Annotated in this window: 18 protein-coding genes; 3 read left to right on the top strand and 15 right to left on the bottom strand. The window is 65.4% G+C overall.

Features of this window, described 5'->3' with window-relative positions:
* Nucleotides 1-700 precede the first annotated feature (700 nt).
* Both LQG66_RS29550 and LQG66_RS29545 read left to right on the top strand, forming a co-directional pair.
* Nucleotides 701-1,717 (top strand): efflux RND transporter periplasmic adaptor subunit, encoded by a 1,017-nt coding sequence (locus LQG66_RS29550; protein WP_231319361.1) that lies wholly within the window; start codon nucleotides 701-703, stop codon nucleotides 1,715-1,717.
* Nucleotides 1,710-4,871 carry an efflux RND transporter permease subunit gene (locus tag LQG66_RS29545; protein WP_231319360.1) on the top strand — a complete coding sequence of 1,054 codons (3,162 nt, stop codon included), beginning with the start codon at nucleotides 1,710-1,712 and terminating at the stop codon, nucleotides 4,869-4,871. Before LQG66_RS29550 ends, LQG66_RS29545 begins: the two co-directional genes overlap by 8 nt.
* A 162-nt stretch (nucleotides 4,872-5,033) precedes the next feature.
* Here the strand turns inward: LQG66_RS29545 and LQG66_RS29540 are convergent, their stop codons facing one another.
* The 15 genes from LQG66_RS29540 to LQG66_RS29470 all read right to left on the bottom strand — a co-directional run bounded on the left by LQG66_RS29540 (nucleotide 5,034) and on the right by LQG66_RS29470 (nucleotide 21,082).
* On the bottom strand, nucleotides 5,034-5,522 hold the full coding sequence (locus tag LQG66_RS29540) for a hypothetical protein (protein ID WP_231319359.1): 489 nt from the start codon (nucleotides 5,520-5,522) through the stop codon (nucleotides 5,034-5,036).
* Nucleotides 5,523-5,527: 5 nt separating this feature from the next.
* The gene (locus LQG66_RS29535) at nucleotides 5,528-6,388 is read right to left on the bottom strand and encodes a lytic transglycosylase domain-containing protein (RefSeq protein WP_231319358.1); all 861 of its coding nucleotides are present in this window, start codon (nucleotides 6,386-6,388) and stop codon (nucleotides 5,528-5,530) included.
* 7 nt (nucleotides 6,389-6,395) lie between these two features.
* Nucleotides 6,396-6,923: a YbjN domain-containing protein gene (locus tag LQG66_RS29530; RefSeq protein ID WP_231319357.1), complete on the bottom strand. Its 528-nt coding sequence runs from the start codon at nucleotides 6,921-6,923 to the stop codon at nucleotides 6,396-6,398.
* Nucleotides 6,924-6,989: 66 nt separating this feature from the next.
* Nucleotides 6,990-8,045, bottom strand: coding sequence for a peptidylprolyl isomerase (locus LQG66_RS29525; RefSeq protein ID WP_231319356.1), 1,056 nt, complete (start codon nucleotides 8,043-8,045; stop codon nucleotides 6,990-6,992).
* The gene (locus LQG66_RS29520) at nucleotides 8,042-8,641 is read right to left on the bottom strand and encodes a hypothetical protein (RefSeq protein WP_231319355.1); all 600 of its coding nucleotides are present in this window, start codon (nucleotides 8,639-8,641) and stop codon (nucleotides 8,042-8,044) included. The genes LQG66_RS29525 and LQG66_RS29520 overlap by 4 nt, the downstream gene beginning before the upstream one ends.
* 3 nt (nucleotides 8,642-8,644) lie before the next feature.
* Nucleotides 8,645-10,519 (bottom strand): putative porin, encoded by a 1,875-nt coding sequence (locus LQG66_RS29515; RefSeq protein ID WP_231319354.1) that lies wholly within the window; start codon nucleotides 10,517-10,519, stop codon nucleotides 8,645-8,647.
* Nucleotides 10,520-10,557: 38 nt separating this feature from the next.
* Nucleotides 10,558-11,310, bottom strand: coding sequence for a TonB C-terminal domain-containing protein (locus LQG66_RS29510; RefSeq protein ID WP_231319353.1), 753 nt, complete (start codon nucleotides 11,308-11,310; stop codon nucleotides 10,558-10,560).
* Nucleotides 11,307-11,597 carry a hypothetical protein gene (locus LQG66_RS29505; protein WP_231319352.1) on the bottom strand — a complete coding sequence of 97 codons (291 nt, stop codon included), beginning with the start codon at nucleotides 11,595-11,597 and terminating at the stop codon, nucleotides 11,307-11,309. The genes LQG66_RS29510 and LQG66_RS29505 overlap by 4 nt, the downstream gene beginning before the upstream one ends.
* A gap of 211 nt (nucleotides 11,598-11,808) precedes the next feature.
* Nucleotides 11,809-12,213: an ExbD/TolR family protein gene (locus LQG66_RS29500; protein ID WP_015669581.1), complete on the bottom strand. Its 405-nt coding sequence runs from the start codon at nucleotides 12,211-12,213 to the stop codon at nucleotides 11,809-11,811.
* 4 nt (nucleotides 12,214-12,217) lie between these two features.
* Nucleotides 12,218-14,215, bottom strand: a complete 1,998-nt coding sequence (locus tag LQG66_RS29495) for a DUF2341 domain-containing protein (protein WP_231319351.1) — start codon at nucleotides 14,213-14,215, stop codon at nucleotides 12,218-12,220.
* Nucleotides 14,215-15,855, bottom strand: a complete 1,641-nt coding sequence (locus LQG66_RS29490) for a ShlB/FhaC/HecB family hemolysin secretion/activation protein (RefSeq protein ID WP_231319350.1) — start codon at nucleotides 15,853-15,855, stop codon at nucleotides 14,215-14,217. Before LQG66_RS29490 ends, LQG66_RS29495 begins: the two co-directional genes overlap by 1 nt.
* Nucleotides 15,856-16,211: 356 nt before the next feature.
* Nucleotides 16,212-17,216, bottom strand: coding sequence for a FecR family protein (locus LQG66_RS29485; RefSeq protein ID WP_231319349.1), 1,005 nt, complete (start codon nucleotides 17,214-17,216; stop codon nucleotides 16,212-16,214).
* 233 nt (nucleotides 17,217-17,449) lie between these two features.
* Nucleotides 17,450-18,007 carry an RNA polymerase sigma factor gene (locus tag LQG66_RS29480; protein WP_231319348.1) on the bottom strand — a complete coding sequence of 186 codons (558 nt, stop codon included), beginning with the start codon at nucleotides 18,005-18,007 and terminating at the stop codon, nucleotides 17,450-17,452.
* Between the two features lie 116 nt (nucleotides 18,008-18,123).
* Nucleotides 18,124-18,762 (bottom strand): energy transducer TonB, encoded by a 639-nt coding sequence (locus tag LQG66_RS29475; RefSeq protein ID WP_231319347.1) that lies wholly within the window; start codon nucleotides 18,760-18,762, stop codon nucleotides 18,124-18,126.
* Between the two features lie 406 nt (nucleotides 18,763-19,168).
* A complete protein-coding gene (locus tag LQG66_RS29470) occupies nucleotides 19,169-21,082 on the bottom strand; it encodes a substrate-binding domain-containing protein (RefSeq protein ID WP_231319346.1) in 1,914 nt (637 codons plus the stop codon).
* A 467-nt stretch (nucleotides 21,083-21,549) separates the two neighbouring features.
* Between LQG66_RS29470 and LQG66_RS29465 the strand changes: the two genes are divergently transcribed.
* Entirely contained in the window at nucleotides 21,550-22,125 is a 576-nt protein-coding gene (locus tag LQG66_RS29465; protein WP_231319345.1) for an RNA polymerase sigma factor, read from the top strand.
* The last annotated feature ends 5 nt before the right edge of the window (nucleotides 22,126-22,130 follow it).

Raw genomic sequence — 22,130 nt, 5'->3', positions numbered from 1 at the left:
ATCACGGCACACCGGGCCATCGGGGAGTGGGTTCAGTCTGGACAAGCTTTCCTCGCTGCAACGTCGCTGGAACGTCCAAGTCGTTGCGGAGGCGTATGGCGAAGGTAGGTCACATCAATGACCCGACAGGTAGATGAATGTGACGATTGTCGCGCCTTGCCAGGAATCGGGAAAAAATCCCGGGTCATTCGGGAGCAGGTATCTTGCGTAACGCGCGCTAGTCTTGCGCTTTTTCTGTAACCACCGCCATGACAGCCGTGATGCGAACTTGTCGCACGCGAATACGCTTAGAAGATGTCTAAGAATACTTCTAACGACAAACAGAAACGCCCGGGCGCATAGTGAGCCGCCTCGTCTCCACATAAGGGCGCGCGTACGGTCAACGTTCGGCCACAGCGAGACCTCGTATGCGGCTCGACATGGATGGGCCGCCACGAGTCGTGCGCCGCGTTGCCCGAATATTCGCTCGCCTTGACGGCCGATCCGGAGTGTCCCACCTCGCACGGATCGCCGCATGGCCGGTGCCGTGATGCGGCAGGCGGTCGTGACGCAACCTCCTGTTCGGGGTGCATGCGCCTCGCTGAGCGCTCATGTCGTCATGCCGGATGGCGCGCCTTGAATCGCCTGGGAACCTGAAGTAGCAGTTATGGCCGTCATATCAACGTCGTCCCGACGTCCCCGGCTGGTGGTCCATCACTGCATGTCTTGGCAACGGATCAGAGCTGCGGCCGCATGCGGTGCAACACTGCTGACGCTGATCACGCTTCCCTGGAGCGATCAGGCGCCGGCACAGGCCGCCGGCGCGGCGGGCCGTGAACCGGCGACGGTCAAGCTTTCCGCGACGCAGCAGAAGCAGATCGGACTCCAGACCGCGGTGTTGGCCGCGGAATCCCATCCCGAACAGTTTCGTGCCTACGGCGCCGTGCTGGACGTCGCCAGGCTGACCGAGCTCACCAACAACTACGCCAACGCCCAGGCTCAGCTGCAGACCGCGCAGGCGAAGCTCGACGTCGCGAAGCTCGCATTCGAGCGCGCCCGCGATCTATTCCAGTCCGCAGCGATGCCCAAGAAGGACGCCGAGGCGGCCGAAGGCACGTTCCGCACCGACCAGGCTGCGCTCGCCGCCGCGGAATCGCAGGTCAAGACCTTGATGGCCACCGCACGGCAGGAATGGGGGCCGGTGATCGGAAAAGGCATCATCGAGCGCTCGCCCCAGGTCGTGCAGCTGATCGAACGCGAGCTGCTGCTCGTTCAGGTCACCCTGCCGCCGGGCGTGACGCTGGCCGCGCCGCCGCGCACCGCGCTTGCCCAGGCGCCGACCCGCACGGCCAACATCGACCTCCAATACCTGTCGCCCGCGCCGCGAACGGACCCGCGCATCCAGGGCGTGAGCTACTTCTTCGTCGGCGCCGGCGACAGCGGGCTGTTGCCTGGGATGAACACCACCGCCTACGTGCCCTCCGGCAGATCGTTCGACGGTGTCTTCGTCGAGGATACCGCCATCGTGCAATGGCAGGGCCGCTCCTGGGTCTATCTGCGCGCCGGACCCGAGACCTTCAGGCGCCATCCGATCCGCACCGATCAGCCCGTCTCCGACGATGACTATGTCGTGCAGGACATTCCGTCGGGCTCCGAGATCGTCCTTCGCGGCGCCCAGGTCCTGCTGTCGGAAGAGGCCAGGAGCGAGCTTCGCGGCAACGGCGGCGACGATGACTAACGGCGTTCGCGTCGCCGCCACGGGTCCGCAGGCCGCGCTGGTCTCGTTCGCCATCCGCTTTCGCGGCATGATGCTGGCGCTCGCCTGCACCATCCTTGGTCACGGCATCTTCTCGCTGGGCAGCGCCAAATACGCCGTCTTCCCCGAATTTGCGCCGCCGCAGGTTTCGATCCAGACCGAGGCCCCCGGCCTCAGTCCGGAGCAGGTCGAAGTGCTGGTCACGCAGCCGATCGAGACCTCGATCAATGGCCTCGCCGGCGTCGAGAGCATGCGCTCGTCGTCGATTCAGGGCCTGTCCGTCGTCTCGGTGATCTTCCAGCCCGGCACCGACGTGTTCAGGGCGCGGCAGTTGGTGACGGAGCGGCTCACCGTGGTCGCGAGCGGTCTGCCGCAGGGCGTGCGGGCCCCCGCGATGACGCCGCTGGTGCCGGCGGCGGGCACGGTGCTGGTGATCGGGCTGACCTCCGAGCAGCGCTCGCTGATGGATCTGCGCACCATCGCCGACTGGACCGTGAGCCGGCGCCTGCTCGCCGTCGCCGGCGTGGCGCAGATCACGACCTATGGCCGCGACATCAGGTCGCTGCAGGTGCAGGTCCGATCCGACGACCTGGTCCGGTTCGGCGTCGGCATCAACGACGTCCTGGCCGCCGCGCGCAAGGCCACCGGGGTCCGCGGCGCGGGCTTCGTCGACACCGCCAATCAGCGGGTCATCCTGCAGACGCAGGGCCAGTCGCTGACGCCGGAGCAGCTCGCGCGAACGGTCCTGCTGCACCAGGGTGGCGCCAGCGTCGTGCTCGGCGACGTCGCAACGATCGCGAACGCGCCCGAGCCGCCGATCGGCGGCGCGCTGATCAATGGCAAGCCCGGCATCATGATGATGATCAGCCAGCAATACGGCGCCAATACGCGCAATGTCGCGGCGCGCGTCGAGGCTGCGCTGCAGGAGCTGCGCCCGGCGCTGGAGAGCGAAAAGGTCGATCTGCATGCCGACCTGTTTCGGCCCGCGACCTTCATCGATGCCGCGACCCAGAACGTGCTGTCCGCGCTTTTGATCGGTGGCGCGCTGGTCATCGTCGTGCTGTTCCTGTTCCTCTACGACTGGCGCACCTCGCTGATCAGTTGCACCGCGATCCCGCTGTCGCTGTTCTCGGCGGTGCTGGCCCTGCAATGGATGGGGCAGAGCCTGGACACGATGACTCTCGGGGGCCTTGCGATCGCGATCGGGGAGGTCGTCGACGATGCCGTGATCGGGGTCGAGAACGTGGTGCGCCGGCTGCGTGAGAACCGAAGCCTGCCCTTACCGCGCAGCGAAGCCCGCGTCGTCTATGACGCCATGCTCGAGGTCCGCAGCGCCGTCGCCTACGCGACGTTCGCGGTGCTGCTGGTGTTCGTGCCGATCCTGGCGCTACCGGGCCTCGCCGGCCGGCTGTTCGGTCCGCTGGGCATCGCCTACATCCTGGCCGTGCTGGCGTCGCTGATCGTCGCTCTGACGGTGACGCCCGCACTGTCGATAATGCTGCTGACCGGCAGGAAGCCGCGCGGCGAGGCGCGCGAGCCGCCGCTGGTGCGCTGGTCGCGCCGCCGTTACGAGCGGCTGCTGGGCCGGCTCGGCCGGTTTCCGAGGCTCGTCACCGCGATGGCGATCCTGCTCACGCTGGCCGGGGCTGCCATCGTGCCATTCTTCGGCGGCACGTTCCTGCCCGATCTGCGGGAAGGCCACCTCATCCTGCACGTCTCGACGCTTCCCGGCACGTCGCTCGATGAATCGCTGCGCCTCGGCACGCTGATCGCCGATGCCCTGCGCAGTGTTCCGGAGGTGCGCAGCATCGCGCAGCATACCGGCCGCGCCGAAGCCGGCGTCGACACGGCCGGCACCCATTCCAGCGAGATCGAGGTCGATCTGCAGCCGGGCCTGTCCGGCGAGGCGCAGGAACGCGCCGAGCAGCGCATCCGCGCTGCGCTCGCCAATTTTGCCGGCATCAGCCTGTCGATCAAGACCTACCTCACCGAGCGCATCGAGGAGACGGTCTCCGGCTTCAACGCCGCCGTCGTCATCAACGTGTTCGGTCCCGATCTCGACGACCTCGAGCGTGCGGCGCGCGACATCGCGCGCGAGCTCGGCGAAGTCTGGGGCGCGATCGACATCCAACAGCAATCGCCGCCGGGTATGCCGCAGGTCAACGTGACGCTGCGGCCGACCGATCTGCAGGCCTGGGGCCTCGACGCGGTCGAAGTGCTGGAGCTGATCCGCACCGCCTATCAGGGCGACGTGGTCGGCCAGGCCTATGAAGGCAACATCGTCTTCAACGTCATCGTGAAGCTCGACCCCGAGGCCAGCGCCCGCCCGAGCCAGATCGGCGACATGCCGATCCGCACGCCGAGCGGTGCCTACATTCTCCTGAAGCAGGTTGCGGACGTCTACGGCACGTCCGGGCGCTACGTCGTGCTCCATCGCAATGCGCAGCGCGTTCAGACGGTCACCGCCAACGTCGCCGAGCGCGACCTTGAATCCTTCGTCGCCGCAGCCAGGAAGAAGATCGCCAAGGAGGTCGAGCTACCGCCCGGCGCGCACGTCGAGTTCACCGGCGCGGCCGAGGCGCAGGCGCGGTCACGGCGCGACCTGCTGGTGAATTCGCTGCTGGCGACGATCGGCATCGTGCTCCTGCTGTCGTTCGTCACCGGCCATTGGCGCAACCTCGCGCTGGTGCTGATCAACCTGCCTTTCGCCTTCGTGGGCGGCGTGTTCGCGGTCGCCCTGACGGGCGGCGTGCTGTCGCTGGGCTCGATGGTCGGCTTCGTCACGCTGTTCGGAATTGCGCTCCGCAACTCGATCCTGATGATCTCGCACTACGAGCATCTGGTCGTGGCCGAGGGTCGTGCGTGGGGTCTGGAAACGGCGATCGCCGGCGCGGCCGACCGCCTCGTGCCGATCCTGATGACGTCGCTGGTGACCGGTCTCGGCCTCCTGCCGCTCGCGCTCGGCGCCGGCGAGCCGGGCCGCGAGATCGAGGGCCCGATGGCCATCGTCATCCTCGGCGGACTGCTGACCTCGATGGCACTCAATCTCCTCGTGCTGCCGACGCTGGCCCTGCGCTTCGCACGGTTCGCGTACGAGGCGCAGGACGCGCACCGTGAAAGCAATGTGAGGTCGTGACGAAGACAGGCGCCGCGTCACCCTGGATCGACGCCGGGCACAACGATCAGGTGGACGAAAGCGCAAACAAGAACTCCCGCGAGCCGAGGCCAGCGCGGCATGAGGGCCATGATCGTTAGACTAGCGCGCGAAGGCAGGAAACCGTCGGGGCTCGAAGCCCGCTCAGCGGCGCCCGAAGCCCGAAGGAAACACCGCCGTGGGCCGATAGGGCACGACCGAGCGCCCGAAATTATCACCGTATTGCTGCCGAACCGCGGGGACGTTCGCGGTGCCGACCTTGAGATCGGATGATCTCGCGTCGATCGGCGCCTGGTTGCCGAGGGGATTGACGGCGTCCACCTTGCGCCTGAGGCTTTCGTTGATGCAACTGAGCGTGCGAGGCTGGGCGGAGGCGCCGTCCGCACAGCGCTCGGGTTTGTCGCCGGACGTCGCCACGCGGCCACCCAGCACCGGGGTCGCAGCCGTGTCCCCTGGTCCTGGCAACAGCGGACTCGCCGGCGGGCGATCCGGCAGGTCCACGGTCACCGGCGGAAGGAGTTGCGGCTCGGCGGCGATGGAAGGCACGCTGATGAGGAGCAGCATGGCGGCGGGAACGAGCGCCGTTGTCGGTAAGGGCCATGTTGGTAAAGGCCATCGGCTCGAGCACAGCATCGGCGTCACCTCCCCGCGCGCGCCTGCACGACCAGTGTGCTCAGCTTCGCATTGAGGGATGCCAGATCGACGCGGCCGAGCGTCGCCGGTGCGATCAGGCAGCGGCGGCCGCAGGCGCCGCCGGCCCGCGCAACGCTGCTCGCAGCGGCGCTGCCGGGCGCCCCGAACGTCGGCGTCGGAACCTCGCCGGTCACGGCGAAGCCGCGCGCGGCGAGCTTGGCCCGCACCGCCAGGCAGTAGTTGACCGACAGATAGGAGAACCGCGTCTCGCCATGGCCGGCACGATATTTCATCGTCGCCGTACAGAGATCGCCGCCGGCCAGACGCCAAGCCTGGGCCAGGTACAGCACACCATAATGAATGTTGGTCTCGGGCACCGCGAGTTCGGCATTGCTCCCGATAAACCCCAGCATCCGCGCCGTCGACGGCATGATCTGCATCAGGCCGATCTCACCGGAGCCGCCGATCGCGTCGGGGTTGTAGCCGCTCTCCACGGCCATGACCGCCTCGGCAATCTCCGGCGCAAGCGCCGAGTTCCGAGCCTCCTTGGCGATCAACGCCCGATAGGTGCCGAGTGCGTCTGACTGACCTGCGGTCGAGGACGGGCCGACGGATGGAGCCGAGGATGATCCCGGCCTTGAGAGTGCAGAAACCGCCGGCGGCTTGGCGACAACGCTCAGCGTCGACTCGGAGCCTGCATCACTCTCGCGAGCGGCGCGATCCTCAGCGGCCGGCTCCGCGTGCAGCGGGGCGACCGAAACGGCAGCCGCAAGTGCGATCGCGACGGCTGCGAGCACGACCATGCGGCGGCCGCACGGTATGGCTGCGCTTTGCCTGTCGGGATCGATGCTCGCGGTGTTACCCATGCGCGCGCTACTGCACCGGATGAGCCGGACCCGCATCGGCGATGTGGCCGTTTGCAGACGCGGGCGTCGTCGCGGTCTGGGCATCGTCGGCCTGCTTCGGCTTGGCAAGGGCTGCGATCTCCTCACGGAGGAAAGACACCAGCTGCTGCACGAGCTGGTCCCAGATCTCGATCTGTCCGCGCACATGGGTTGGAGAAACACCGCCGGCCACGGAGATGTCCAGCGACAAGGCCAGGAAGGGCGGGCTGAACTGCAGGCGGGCGAAGCGGCGCGTTGCGTTCCAGCGATTGACGAGATCCAGCGGCATCTCACCCTGCACGTGCAGGACCGCGATCAGCGCGACGTCGACGAAGACCTGCTCGTCGCCGGGCAGCATGTTGCCGGGACGAATATCGAATGCGATCCCGTTGGTCGCAGAGCGCAGATAGGAGAGGTTCGCGGCGGGATCGGTCAGCGCTTCGACGCGGTAGCCCGCGTGCTGGAACTGCTCGCGCAGCCGATCGAGAGACAGCCTGTCGATGATGGTGTCGGACATCAGAAGCTCCGTATCAGAAACGAGAGGACGGCCGGCGCGCCGGCAACGCGAGCAGACATCGCGGCGCTATCTCGCCGCCGAGACCTGCTCGCTGAGCAGATTGGACAGCGCGAGCTCGTTGATGACCGGCGGATGCTGCTTCACGAGATCGGCGAGATAGGCGCGCCGCAGCGCGCCCGCGCGCTCGTTGCGGATCTGCTGCACGAGCGCATCACGAACCTCGGGCAGGGTCCGCGTGTAGGACGCCTTGGTGTCGACCAGCTTGAGGATGTGCCAGCCATCGTCGAGCTTGATCGGCTCCGACACGGCGCTCTTGGCAAGCTCCATCACGGTGGCGCGGATCTCCGGGCGGATCTGGCTTTCGACGATCCAGCCGAGGTCGCCGCCGTTCTTGACCTCGCTGTTGTCGTTGGCGAGGGCAGCGAAATCGGCTCCCGGCGCCTTCAGCTTGCGCTGGATGTCTTCGACCGTCTTCCTGCTCTTGTCCTCGGCCGCCTTGTCGGCGTCCTTGGACAAGGGCACGAAGATCTGCGCCAGCTGGAACTGACGCGGCATCAGCAATGCCGCGCGGTTGGCGTCGTAGACCTTCTGCAGCTCGTCATCGCTGGGGAAGCCGGCCGGAGGCGTCGACACCGATTGCAGATACAACTCCACCACGGCATTCTCACGCACGCGGTCGAGCTGCTCGGCGATGCTCGGCTGCTGATCCCACTTTTTGGCGACGACCTCCTGCAGCACGATGCGGTTGGCGAGCATCATGCGAACGGCCTGGCTGAGCAGGCCCGGATCCTGTCCGAACGCCGCGCGCTCGCGCGGTCCGAGCGCAGCGACATAACTGCGGATCTCGTCAGCGGAGACGTTGGTGCCGCCGACGCGGGCGATGACGTCATCGCCTCCCGTGCTCTTGCCGGATGCGACGCTCTGCACCGGCGTCGCGGCCGGAGGTTGCGCGGCCGTGGCAGCCACCGGCGCTGACGGCTTCGGCTTGACGGCCGGGGCGGCAGGACGCGGCGGGGCGGTCTGCGCCGAAACCGCCAAGGGGGCGCAGGCCAGCGCCGCGGCGAGCATGGAAACCTGGAACGATCGCATCCGGACTGCGCTGCCGAAGAATGGAGAACTCATGGTGCCGCCTTCTGGTCGAGGATCTTGTCCCGGAGGTCTTGGATCGCGTTCTGGATTTCGACACGCCGCAAGCCGAGCACGGGCTCACGCGCCACGATTGTGTCGCCGATGGTGACACTTTGATAACGCCGCAGGAGATCCTGGCCATGTGTGATCAGCTGCGTGTTCTTGGCAACACAGCTGTCGGTCGAAGCCTTGTACGCCTTGGCTTCGGCCTCGAACTTCGCACGCGCCGCATCGCGATCGCGGGCGACACTGGCCGCCTCCTCATAGGCGGCCTTCCATTTGTCGAGCGTCTCGTCGCGTTCCGCGAGACGGCGGTTGAACTCCTCCGTCGTCTCGCGCTCCCGCTTCTCGACCCTGCGGGTCTCGGCCTTCGCGCCCTCGATCTGGGCCTTGGCGACGGCCTTCTCCTTCTCGGCGTCGGCGAGCTTCGCCTGCAGCGCGGCCCGCTGGTCCTCCAACTGGCGCGTCTGCATGGTCGCGGCGCGCAGCGCCTCGCGCAGCTTGTCGGCGTCGCTGTCGGCGGCCCGCGCGAGTCCAACCGGTATCCAAGCAGCCGCTGCGATCACGAGGAATGACGAACGTATGCGCATGGCTCAGAACTTCGCGTTGAGATCGACGAGCAGGACGTCGACCGCGTAAGGCGCACCGCCGATACTATTGGCGCTCATCCAGCGCAGCGAGGCCCAGACATTCGGGCTGAGACCGTAGCTGCCGCCAACGAAGTAGCCCTTGAGGTTGGTGCCGCCGAGGCCGAAGTCGGAATCGACGAAGGAGTCGAGCGTGGCGTCGGACTCGAGATATTTGTAGCCGGCGTGGACGTTCCAGTCGCCGAGCTGCTTGATCTCCTTGTTGCCGACCGTGACCCGTGTCATCCAGCCTTTGTCGCCGCCATTGAACGGGCCGATGGTCTGTCCGTCCGACGTCGCGGCGCGATTGTTGAGCGCCATGCCTGGCGCCGTGATGCCGGTGCTTGCCGCGAGGCCGGTGCCGCCGGCAGTGAGCGCCCGATTAAAGGCCGTATTCCAGACGAACTCGCCGTCAATCACGATATGATAGGGATGAAAATCGCCGAGATCGACCGATGCACTCACCGTCAGTGGCCGGTATTTCTGCAGCAGACCGAAATACTGATAGAGGCTTGTCGTGCCGTTATTGTTCCAGGAGCCAACCTGGAAGTTGCGCAGCAGCATGTAGGTGTTGCCCTTTTGGGCAAACAACGGCCGCGTCTGGTCCGTGTTGCAGACGTCCGAACTCGACTGTACGTAGCACGGCTCGGAAGCCTGGCCCTGCACGTTTTCGAAATCATAGAAAGCGGCGGCGACGCGGAATTCGTGAAGTGGATCGAAACGCGACGCGAAGCCGCCTTGCGCGCCGAACAGCCATTTGTCGTGGCTTGCAAACTTGGAGTCCAGCTGCGTCAGATTGGTGCCAGCGTTGAAGTCGGTGTTGAAGATCGGAAAGGCGCCGATCACGCCGAACGGCGTGAAGCCCTCGGACACGCGATATTTGCCTTGAAGCGCAAAGCCGTCGAACCCGAGATCGCGGTTCCAGACGAGATCGGTCGGCGACCAGAACGGGTTGTCGAAACGTCCGACCGATGCCACCAGATCCCGGTCCCATGCCTGATAGGTCAGGTACCCCCGATCGAGCCACAGCCCGAACTTGGAAAAATTCGAACCACCACCGCCCATGGTCTGGTTTGTCGAAACTGGTGAGTTCGACTCACCTGTCGCGATACGGATTCCTGCAAGAAAGCCGCTGGTGAGATCCGCTTCCATTCCGAGGCGCGCGCGAAGCTTGGCTTGATTGCGGTTCTTGGAGGCGTTGTAAGTCGGCAGATTGTATGAACTCGCCATGTCGTAAGGCGAGCCAGTATTGACCGTGTTGAAGTTGAATGCATCGAGCTGATCGTTGCCAGTCGGAAAGAAGCTGCCCTGATAGCGGGCGCGAATGTCCCCGTAGAAGCGAATGCGCTGCGCCCACTCCGGGTATTTGCCCGGCGACGCCCAGTTCTCATGCTCCGCCCTCGCCATCACCTCGCGCTTGATGTCCTCGCGCAGCTGCCGCTTGACCACCTCAGGCACGTAGGTGACGTGCCGCGTGCCATTCGGTTCGGTCGCCGCCGCCGCGGCGTTGGCAGCCTTGGCGGCCTCCTCCGCTCTGGTCGAAGCGTTCTTCGCTGCCTGGCGCGCGATGTAGGCCTCATCGTCGGCCTGCTTGATCAGCCCCGCCGCCTGGTCCTCGGTGAGGACGCCCTGCTTGACGAGGAGATGGACGAGATTGATCGTGGCGTTCGGCGAGGTCGGTCTGGCATCCGACAATTTCGGTTTGCTCGAGCCCGACTTCTTCTCGGATGCTGCGGCTTGATCGGAAGTCTGGCCAAATGCCGGGGCGGCACAGCCGACCGCCGCGAGCGAGGCGGCGATCAGGAGCGCACATCTGCGTGCATTTGGAAAAGTCTCGAACATCGTCCCCAGTCCTTTTAGCTCGTCGTGTTTGACGGAAATCAGCTCGGCCGGCTCGCCGTGACGCGAGTCACGATCGGCATCGGCATGTCCTTCGGCGGCGGCTGACGCAGCATCAGACTGCCGAGAACGTCGTCACGCAGCGCCTGATCCAGCGCAGCGTCCCCCGTTGATGAGAGCAGCTGGACGCGGCTGACACGTCCAGAGCTGTCGGCCCAAAGGCTGATCTGCACTCTGATGACCGCCTTCTTGGTCTTGTCGTTGGCGCGCAGCGCCGCCTCGATCTGCTGCTGGATCATCGAGGCGTACCAGCCCCAGCGGCTGCCACCGCCGCCTGCGCCGCCGTAGGGACTGCCGCCGGGCTTGCCACCGAGGCCGAACAGATCGCCGGGGCCGGTCGCCTTGGCGTCGAGCGACAGCGGGCCCGGCGGCTGATCAGCCTTGGCGTCCTTGATCGGCTTGTCCTGCGGCTTGTCGACCGGCTTGTCCTCTTTGAATTCGGGCTCCGCCATCTTCGGCTGCTCGACCATCTTCTGCTCGACCGGCGGCGCTACCTTCGGGGGCGGAGGCGGTGGAGGCGGCGGCGTGATGGTCAGCAGCGTAATCTCGTGAACCTGACGCGGCGGGGGCGGCTGATCGCGCTGCGCGAAAACCCAATAGGCGACGCTCCCCAACGGCAACGCGATCACAATGATCGTCACGGCAAAACGCAGCGAAGAGCCCAACCGGCTGGGTTGCGTGCCAGCCCCTACCGATTCGGCCGCGACGCGAGTGCCGCTCTCGAGCTCGCTCACGACAAGCTCCCGTCCGACCGGGGCTCGCCATGCCGCTCGGCCATGTACTGCAGCACGAACTTCACCAGCGTGGCAAAATCCGGCGTCTCGAACGTGATCTTCGAATCCGGCGCCGCGGCGATCTTCAGAAGGAACGCCTCGGGCTGGTGCCTGACCTCGACATAGGCGTCACGATCGATCGACAATCGCGGCCGTGGACCATGCAACATGGTCATCAGGAACGGGTCGCTCTCGTCCTCACCACGGACATAGAGGTCGCGAAGCGTCGGCACCAGACTGGCGAGCAACGCTTCACTCCGGACGGGAAACGGCAACACCGCCGCAGACTCGTCGCACTCAACCAGCGACACCGTCTCCCCTTCAGATCGTGCCGACAGCAATTGCATCCGCCGCCGCAGGATGAGCTCACGCAGCTGCACGAGCACGCCGTCCTGAGGGCGGTGCGAACCAGGCGGTCGAGGGGGAGGCAATTTGCGCATGTGATCCGGTCCGGCTCGATCACTTCACCAGCGGCTTGGTTGCAAGCCCGACCTGGGTCAGGCCGATACGGCCCAACAGGTCGAGCACGTCCATCACGCTCTGATATTGCGCCTGCGCATCGCCGCGCAGCACCACCGGAAATTCCGGTGTCAACGCCTTCTGCTGGATCAGGCGCTGCTCGAGCTCCGGCAGGGTCACCGGAATGGTGTCGAGGAAGATCTTGCCGTCGTTGGCCACCGTGATCGCCTTGGTCGTCTGCGTCGCGAGGCTCGGCGCCGCCGACGCCTTGGGCAGGTTGACCTTCTGCCCCTGTACCGTCGCGGTCGTCATGATGATGAAGATGACCAGCAGCACATAGGCGAGGTCCAACATCGGCGTGATGTTGATGTCGTCGTAGGGTTTGGAGTCGGCATTGATCTGCATGACGCTACTCCGCTGCCATGCGGCGCTCGACCGGATCCGGCTGATCTGCGGAATGCAGCTCCGCGAGCCGCGTCACCAGCTCGTCGACGAAGACCTGGATGTCGCCGGTGAGATCCTTGATCCGTGAGATGAGATAGTTGTAGCCGAACAGGGCCGGTATCGCGACGCCGAGACCCGCGACGGTGGCGACCAGCGCCGCGGCGATGCCGGGCGCGATGGCGTTGACATTGACGTCGCCGCTCGCTGCGATCGCAGCGAAAGTGATCATGACGCCGACGACGGTCCCGAGCAGTCCCAGGAACGGTCCTCCCGAGATCGCGATCGTGAGGATCACCATGAGCCTGTTCAGGCGCTGGATCTCCCGGACGACACCGCCGTCGAGAGCGGCGCGGATCGCAGCCATGGATGTCGCGGAGAGGTAAGGCAAGGCGTTCCGAGCCGAACGGCGCCGGACCTCGTCAGCTGCAATGCGGTAGATGCGATAGAGCGACGACGACCGCAGCACGATCGCATCGCGCTTGCCGATGCCGCCAGCGAGCGATGCGACGGCCTCGGCATCGCCGCTGCCGAAAACCGTCAGGTCGAACTTCGGATCACGATAGACCTTCAGGAAGCGCGCGTTGGCCTTGGCTTGACTGCGCAGATAAGAGGCGCGGTCGAACATCACCATCCAGCTGACAGCGGCCATGACCATCAGAACACCGATCACCACCCATCCGTCGAGCGTGACCGATTTCAGGATCACGGCAAAATAGCCGGACAGCCAGCTCGCAGTCTCCTCGTCCACGCTGAACGTGACGAGCTTGCCTTGATCCAGCCCCTGACCGATCGCAGCGAGCCGAATGAAACCTGCCGGGCGAGCGACCTTGCTGATCTGGAGCTCGTCGACGTCGCCGACGAATCCCGCGAACGTCGGGCTCGCCGCGACGGCCGCATCGTTGGTGCCTGCCGGCGCGCCATTCGTATCCGCCGAGGCCGCATCACCGGATGCCGCAGCAGGAGTTGGTTGAGTGGGAGCCGGAGCGGCCGCCACGGCATCGCTGCCACCGATCTGCGCGGTGGTGTCGAGCGTCGGCAGACCGGCATCGAGAGCCGCATAGGCATTGCCGTCGAGGTAGAGCGAGATCCTGCCGCTGCCTACAACAACGGCCAGATGATGCCAGCTCGCCGCAGCGATCGCCGCGCCTGCCGAAGTCCGCTGCGCGGAGCCGGCATTGGTCACTTCCACGAAAGGCGCGCCATTGTCGAGACCGATCACGATGCCGCTGTCGCCGTTGCGGCGGCTGAACAGCGCAGCATTCGGCTGCAGCGCCGACGGCTTGATCCACAGCGAGAACGTCCAGCCGGCATCGGCGGCCATCGCCAGCGACGATGATGACGGCAGGGTCAGCGGCGTCCGCCCATCGAGCCGAAGGCCCGTGCCGATCAGCGAGCCCTCGGCCGGCTGTCCGACGCTCTGCGCGTTGTTTCCCCAAACCGTGGAGTCCAATGCAGGCGTGCCCCGCTCCGCAAGATGGTACACGAGGGCAAAATCGGGATCGTAGCTGCCCTTGGCGTCTGCGACCGGTATCGCTTTCTTGTTGCCGTAATAGAGCCAGATCTCCGACTTGGCGCCCGACGGCAGGCTCGGCACCGAGACCCAGACCAACGCTTCACCCAGCAGCGCGTCATATTTTTCGATGTGGTGCTTCAGCGGCGTCTTGTCGTCGCCGGCGACGAAGCGGAGATCGCTGCCGTCATCCTTGGTGGCGCTGAAGCGGAAGTTGCCGGGATGCAGCCTGATCAGGACAGGTGTCGTGCCGATCGGATCGGTGATATTGGCGCCGGCGGCACTCGCATCGATGCTGATCTTCTTGCGCAGCTGCCATTCGTCGTTCCACCAGGCGCTTGCCGGTGACGACAGAACCGCCAATGTCGCGATCACACCGAACAGCCGCGCGGCGACGCGCTTCGCAACTCCTGCGCGGCAGCTCGTTCGCTGGTCCTTGCGTTCCATGATCATCAGAATTCGCCCCAGAGTCGGACATTGAGGCGCGGATTGCCCGCGCGGGTATAGGTTTGGTTCATCATCGGCACCGAGAGCGCGAACAGGCCGTTGAAGGCGTTGAACATCTTGAAGCGGGTCCCGACGCCATAGCTCCAGAGGTCCGCTTGCGACGTCTGATCCGTGAGAGCGCGCTGGGTGTGAACCAGACCGGCATCGGCAAACAGGAACAGCCGCGTCTCGTTGAAGGTCGTGAAGCGCGGTGCGCCCTGCCCGGTCTCATCCTTCATCTGCTTCTGCAGCATCGCGCCGATGTCGGGGCTGCGCAGTTCGATGTTACCGATGACACCGTCGTCGCCCAGCGTTTCCGACTCCAGATAGCCACGCACCGTGTCGAGGCCGCCCGCGCTGATCTGCTCGCTCGAGACCAGAGGCCCGTCCGCCTTCTGTCCCTGCAGCCTGCCCCAGAGCTGGTAGCCTTCCGGCAGCTCCTGGGTGTGCGAGACATCGACGTTCACATGCGTGAAGCTCGCCGATGCCGCATAGCGCTTGTTGTCGAATGCGACATGGTCACTCGACAGCGGGCGCAGATTCGACGTCAGCGACGCATTGAACTGCGTCGTGAACTTCTCGCCCTGGAAGGTTCCCGTATAGCTGGCCACGGCAGGGAAATACGTGACCGGGGACGCGAAACCGCCGCCGTTCAGGGAGACGAGCTGGAAGAAATGCTTGTAGTCGACGCCGGCCGACAGCGTCTGCGTGAATCCATCGCGGCCCGGCAGCGTCATCACGGCGCGCGTGCCCACGATCTGGCCCGGACCGACGATGTTGGTACCGCCGACCGTGGCCACATCGCTGTTCGACTTCACCGCGTAAGCCAGCAGCGCCAGCCAATCGACCGGCAGGCGCGCCAGATAGGATGCCGAGAACACTTCCGTGTCCTTCGGCCGCTGCGGCGCGACCTGATAGCTGAGCGTCAGCGAATGTCCGAGCTGCCAGAGATTGTCATAATGGACAGTGGCGATGGCCCTGGTCGCGGTCGTGTCGCCGGAACGTCGGTTGTTGAATTCGAGGCTGCCGTGAATCGGCGCCTTGTCCTCGACAGCGAGGTCGACGTCGACGGTTCCCGGAGTGACGCCGGCGCGCAATGCCGGCGTGACGCGGCGATCCGGCCACTGGTTGAGTGCGTAGATGTCCTTGGTCAGGTCGTTGAAGTTCGGGACGGTGCCCTCCTTGAGCGAGGGCGCCCCGTCCTTGATCTTGTCAGTATCGAAGTAGCGGGAATTCTTGACGCGGAGCCGGCCGACCTTGAGCTCTCTCACCTTGAGGATGACGACCTTGTTCGACGGGTTCTGCGGAGGAACCTCCACCGAGACGGCCTGAAACCCCTTGTCGTGATAGGCCTTCTCGAGTGCCGCGCGCGCCTTCTCGACATCCTCGGCCGTCTTGTTGGGGCCAAGAAAGGGGTAAATGGCCTCTTCGAGGTCCACATCCGCCAGTTTCTCGGCGCCTTGAACCGCAAAGTCATCGATATCGAAACGCTGCAGCGGGCCAGCTGCCGGCTTCGCCGCACCAGCCGACGGCTGCTGTCCCGCCGCAGCCTCGGCCCGCACCGGAGCGACGCTGCCGCTGACCATGACGCTCACGGAAACAAGCATAGCCGAACCGATCAGTGTCGGCCGCGCCGACCAACGCCCGCCCCGCTCGTACCCAATTCTGACCCGCACGGACTTCCGCTCGCCTTCGGGCACACACAGGGCGCCGCGGCAGGAAGCCGCAAGCATGGTGCCTCTGCAGGACAGACGACCGATACCCGGAGAGACTGAATCGGAATTTTAACGAATGCCTGGTTTGTACAACCCGATTCGCAGATCGCGTTTCGCCGTTTGCAAAGCATCCGCAGCGGATCGCGGGGCGAGCGCTCCGCCTGATCCGACGAGATCCGCGGCTCTTCGTCTGCAGCCCTGAATCTAAGGTGGCACAGCGACCGGCCGTATCCGGTGAGCGAGGCGCGTCAGCTCAGCAGAACGAGGCCGCCCGGCAAGGAGCGCGCCTTGGCTCCGAACAGATTCTCGGCCTGACTGATGAAGTCGTCCAAGTGATCAAGATGGAACGTACCCGAGATCATGCGTCGCCCCAGCTGCTCGTCCAGGACCACGATCTTGCCGGGGCGATAGCGGTTGATCTCGCCCACCAGGCGATTGACGGGCCAGTCGCGCACGATCAGAAGGCCATTCTGCCACGCCTTGGCCGAGTCCAGATCCAGGCGCGACGTCGACCCGAGTCCCGCTTCGACTGAGTAGGAAACTTGCTGAGCCTTGACGATCCTGACGACGCGGCCCTTGCACGCAACATCGACGCTGCCGTCAAGACAGGAGACGGTCACAAGACCACCGAGGCACCTCAGGTTGAAGTCGGCCTGCAACGCGGTGATCTGACCACCCGCAGCATCGATGATCACCGGATCCTGCGCGGTCGGCCCGCACTGCACTGCGGCCTCTCCCGAGATGAGCTCGAAGCGCCGAGGCCCATCTGCCGGCCGCAGCGCGATGCTGGTCTGGGTGTTGAGTACCACGGAGGCGTCGCCCGCGAACGCAACGCTGCGCCGCTCGCCCTTGGCCGTCCGCATGTCGGCCGATAGTTCCTGCAGCGACGGCCAGAGCTCCAGCGGCGGACGGAGCGCCAGATAGCCGCCGGCCACCGATGCTGCAGCCGCCATCGCTCCTCCGATCAGCGCGCGGCGGCCGAGACCAGCGCGAGGCATCGGCTCCGGGCGGCGTGAAGCGGCTTTGACGAACGCAGCATCACCCGCGAGCTTGCGGGTGGCGTCACCAAAGCCGTGCCATAGCGTCACCGCCTGCCGAAACGCGGCTTCATGCTCAGGGCTTCGCTCTCGCCACGACGTCAACGCAGCAGCATCGTCCGAGGTTGCCTCCCCGGAATTAAGCCGTATCACCCATGCCAAGGCCTGACGAAGAGTCTGATCCATGTCCGAGTGGCTGTCGTCGCCTGCGATCAAGATGACGTCGCTCGCTTGTTTCGGCGGCTGAGGGACGGTTCCCTCACGGCAACGCCCCGCGGTCATCTGATAGACGATTCGTACAGCGTTGGACCGAAATGGAAACCCGAATACTTCGCACGCTTCAATCCCGATATCGGCGGAGCCTCAATTCCATTCCGGCGCTCGTTCACCGCTGAATAGCGTACAAAGCCGGAATGCGGCAAGCTCCCTTCTCGCAGGATTGCGCCGCGCTAGCTGCGGTCGCTGGATTGGGCGGTCGCACGGGGACCGAATCTGCGGACGACCTTGCGCCCGAGCCGGCGGCTGAGATGCTCCATGGCGTGCTGCAGATCGAACTCGACGGTGCGCACGTTGATGCCGAAACGTTTGGCAATCTCGCGATGCGGCACGAGCTCGAGATGGGCGCTGATGAAGACGTCGCGCTTGCGCGGCGGCAACTCCGCAAGCGCCCTTTCGAATTGTTCGAGCTCGAAGCGAGACTCGACCTCAGCAGCAGGCCCCGGACGCTCGTCGGGCAAAGCCATGATCGCCTCGATTTCGGAGGCGTTCAGAAGCCGGCGCTCGCTCTTGCGATGATCCTTTGCCAAATTGAGCGCCATCCGGAACAGATAGTCCACGGGACTGCGGACAGGAATGGCCTCGGAGACGCGATCCGCTCGAACAAAAGCCTCGTGAAGCGCCTCGCGCGCGATGTCCGGCGAGCCGAGGCAGCGCGTCAGGCGGCGAGCCAGACTTTCATAATCCGCCGCGAGCACATCACGCAGCGATTTGCTGTTCGAATACGACACCAACGCAGCCCCGTGACGCCGCCCGCATTTGCAGGCAGTTCTCAACCCCACTCGTTTACCTATCGGCGGAGAATGACAGTGACGTGACGACCAGAAATGGTGGCGCCGTTGGCCAACTACTGTGGCAGATCGAACGCGATCGTGTAGTCCAGGCTAAGCTGCCCCGGCAATTCCACCGGAATGCTCGGCAGCGGCTGCGCCCTTCTCACCGTGTCGACGGCGGCCGCGTCGAGAGCGGCGAAGCCGGAACTCGATGCGATCCGGACGTTCGTGACCGTGCCGTCACGCCGCAGCGTGAGCACGAGACCGACCTGGCCCTGGTTGCGCTCGCGCTGGGCGCGCTCAGGATAATACTGAAAACGGGCGATATGCGACTTGACCGTGCGGACGAAGGTCATCGTCTTCTGATCAGGCATCGCCCGCGTCACGGTAAGCGGCGAGCCGGGAACGGGCGCGTCCCACGCCGGCGCGGCCGGCAGATGCGACAACGCCAACCCAGGCGCCGTCGAGTCCCGAGCCGTCACGCTCTCGGACCCGGCCACGGCTGCAGCCGCAGCGACTTTCGGATCCTGAGCCGGGGCGCTGGCCGGAGACAGGGCCGGCGTGTTCGCTGTAACGACCGGCCGCGCGGCATCGGTCGCCGGCGACGCGACGAGCCGCACCTGCATCACGTTGTCGCTCGAGGGCATCCCGGTGCCGGTCGGCGTGTGACGCAGCCAGTAGACACCGACGGCCAGAAGGGCCGGCACGGTCATTGCAACGGCTGCGAGCGAGCGCAGACCGATTGCCGGAGCTGCCGCACGCCAGTCGTGGTGTTGCAACTCCTCATCAATGTGCTTGGACCGCCACGCGCTCTGCGCCATCGAATTCAATCCATTCAAGCACGCATGCCGAAATCATGAACCGGCCGGCTGAGGGACGCCGAGCGCCACATGGTTCTTCCCGTGAACATCTTCCCAGGCACAGCCAAGCTGGTATCGCGTTATTGATCCGATGTCGAGGCGCCGCGCGATCGTTTCGGCCGCTCGCGGTGAGTCCCTGTCACAGGCGTTCAGCAATTTGGAGTCTGCAACTACAAAACGAAACCGGGCGCCATGACGGCGCCCGGCCCGGGATTGTGACTGGGCAATCTGCGCGGGACCTGCGGCCCCTGCAACTGCCTTACTGAGCGCCGGCGCCGGCGGCGACGGTGCTGCAACCGTCGGCCTGGGTCGAGCTGGCGGCGATGGCAACGCCGCTGCCGGAGGTCAGGTAGCTCGTCTTGATCTGGGTCGCAAACGAGGCGTTGAGCGCATTGAAGCCGTTGTTCTGAAGAACGCTGGCCGCATCCTGGCTCGAATAGAACCAAGTCAGGAAGTTGGTGATGTCGGCCACGCGGGTCGGGGCCGACGTCGTGTTGTAGCAGCTATAGAGATAGGCGAAGGTCGTGCCGGTGATCGGATAGGCCCCCGCGGTGATCGGCAGGCCGAGCTGCGACTTGCCGTCGACCGTGACGCCGGCGTTCTGACCGACACCAGCATAGGTCTGGTTGTAGAGGTTCCAGGACGCGTAATCCGTGCCAGTGGGCACAGTCACGCTCTGGAAGGCGAGATCCGCAGACGCCGGGGTCGGCGCGATGAAGTTCTCCCCCTGGTCACCCGGGTGATAGACACCACGAGCGCGCTGATCGTCGTTCTGGACGCTGGCCGAGAGCGGCCCGCTGGCGGCAGGGTTGTAGGGCTTGGCAAAGTCGTTGCTGACATAGCCGATGCGACCGCCCAGGTAATTGCCGTTGGCATTCTGCGCGTTGCTGTTGACGGTGTCGGCGACTTCGCCGGTACCGTTGCCCGCGAGCCAGCCGCCGGCGCCGGTCGAGACGTCGACACCCTTCACGGCCTTGATGTTGGCGATCAGGTTGGCGAAGGTCGTCGACGGCAGGTTGACAGCCGACGCGTTGGTCTTGGCGGCGATCGTGGTGGTCGTGGTCGTTCCGGTCACCTGGTCGTTGAGCGTCACGACCGTGCTGGCGAAGGTGACGCCCACGCCGGTGAAGATCTTCGCGTAGTTGTGCGAACCATCGGCATCGAGCTGAGGACAGCTGTTGGCGAGGAAGTTCGTGAGGATGAAGCTGGTGCCGGAGCCGTCGGAACGGAACGCGACTTGGATCGGCAGCGAATTCGAAACGTAGGCCTGGGCCGCACCGCCGTTGCCGGTGTTGTCGTCCATGAAGGTCTGGACGCGGGCCTGGCCGACGTTGTCGAGCGCCGCGATTGCAGCGGTGGAGCTCCAGTCACGCACCTCGCCCGAGAAGATGGCGCAGAGCTGAGCGGTCGAGAGCTGGATCGCCGAACCGGGCGTGCCCGCTGTGCCGGCCGAGTTGATGGTCCAGGTGGCCGTCGGGGTGCTGTTGGTGTTGACGACGATCGCCACCGGAGCCTCGATCATCGGCAGCTGGACTGCTGGGCCGAAGGCGGCAGCGTTATAGGCCGTGGCAGAGGACGCGTTGCTGGCCGTGATGTTGGTCTGGTTCTGCCAGTTGCTGACCGAGGAGAAATTGGTCAGGGCCGTCACGCTCGGCGTGTTCGTCGGCGAGCTCGGAAGCGGCGAGTCGCCGGCGCCGAAGTCGACGCGCGCATAGGGATAGGTCGCAAGCGCCGGAACGCCGCTCTCGAGGAACACCGGCGGCACGGCCGGCAGCGACAGCGTCGGCGCGCTGCCACGGAGCAGCTGCTTCGGATCGTTGGTGATGAAGGCGCGCTGACCGGCGCCGGAGCCGACGGCGGCGTAGAGGCCGACCGTTCCGAGCGCACCGAGCTGGCTGCAATTGGCGCCGTCCGCCGTCTGGGGCAGAAGCCCGGGCGTCGGGGCCGTCGCATCGAAGCCGGTCGAGAAGCTGTAGCCGTCGCTGGTCACGGTCTGCGCGTTATAGCAGTCCATGGCCTGGCGCATGGCGAGCGACACCAGCGTGCTGCCGCCGCCGTAGACGGCGGTCTGGGCAGCGGCAGGCTGCACCGCTGCGGCAAAGGTCGCGGCAGTCGACAGCACCAGCACCGAAGCGGTGCAGCGCAGGCGGCTGATCGAAGAACGAGTCGTCATCGGAAATCTCCGTGGGGTTGCAGTCAGATTGCGAGCCTTCGATGCGCAACGATGCGGGTCGTCGTCGGTGGGGAGGGTGAGGACCCATCATGATGCAACGATCAGTCGGATAAGCGATCCACTCTCCGGCACGACCGGTGCGATCATTGGGGACGGATTGATGATCCCACAAAGCTCGCCCGCGTCATTGCGATCGATGGCTTGCATTGGAGAGACAATCGACGCGGCGTCTCGGCGAATCTCTTTCTCTGAAAAATCTCGCGCAGCTGTTCGATGATCGCGCAGTGCGTCGTGCCCTGGCTGCGAGCGAGCACAACGTTGTGTTTGAGACACGTGCTGCAACACATGTCATGGGTCAGTCATCGTGAACCGGTACCTTGTTAGTGACGAGACCTTCGCGGCCGCGTGTTCCGAAAGGTCACCCAGGGGCGGGCGTTTCAGAGATGCGGGATTCGGGCCGAGCGGCGTTGCTGAGCGCGCTGATCGATGGCTATGACGAACTGAAGCGGCGGCTCGCGCGCCGATTGGGTTCGACCGAGCTTGCGGGCGAAGCGCTTCAGGATACGTTCCTACGCATCGAGTGCGGCAACGACGTCGGTGCTGTGCAGAGTCCGCGCGCCTATCTGTTCCGGACCGCGCTCAATCTCGCAACCAACCGACGGGTGGCCGAGAGTCGCAGGCTCACGACATCGGAGATCGATGCGCTGCTGGAGATCCCCGACGAGTCGCCTGATCCCGCCCGCATCGCGGAGTCTCGGTCCGAGATGGCCGCGCTGAGTCGCGTCCTGGGGCAACTCTCCGAGCGTCAGCGCGACATCATCTTTGCCACGTTCGTCGATGAGCTGTCGGTGCACGAGATCGCGCGACGCCATCGGGTGTCCGTGCGCCGGATCCAGGTCGAATTGCGCGAGGCGTTGCTCCATTGCGCTGGTCAGCTCAAGCGTCCGCTGGAGCGGCGGGCGCCGTCGCGGGTAGACGCCCGCCTATTGCCTTGCCCTCCCGTGCGGGCCTGGACGCCGGCGCTGGAAGACACTGGTAGTTAGGACTG

Origin of the sequence: Bradyrhizobium ontarionense (genome assembly GCF_021088345.1) — a bacterium.
Taxonomy (GTDB): domain Bacteria; phylum Pseudomonadota; class Alphaproteobacteria; order Rhizobiales; family Xanthobacteraceae; genus Bradyrhizobium; species Bradyrhizobium ontarionense.
This window is presented reverse-complemented; position numbering and strand designations above follow the sequence as displayed.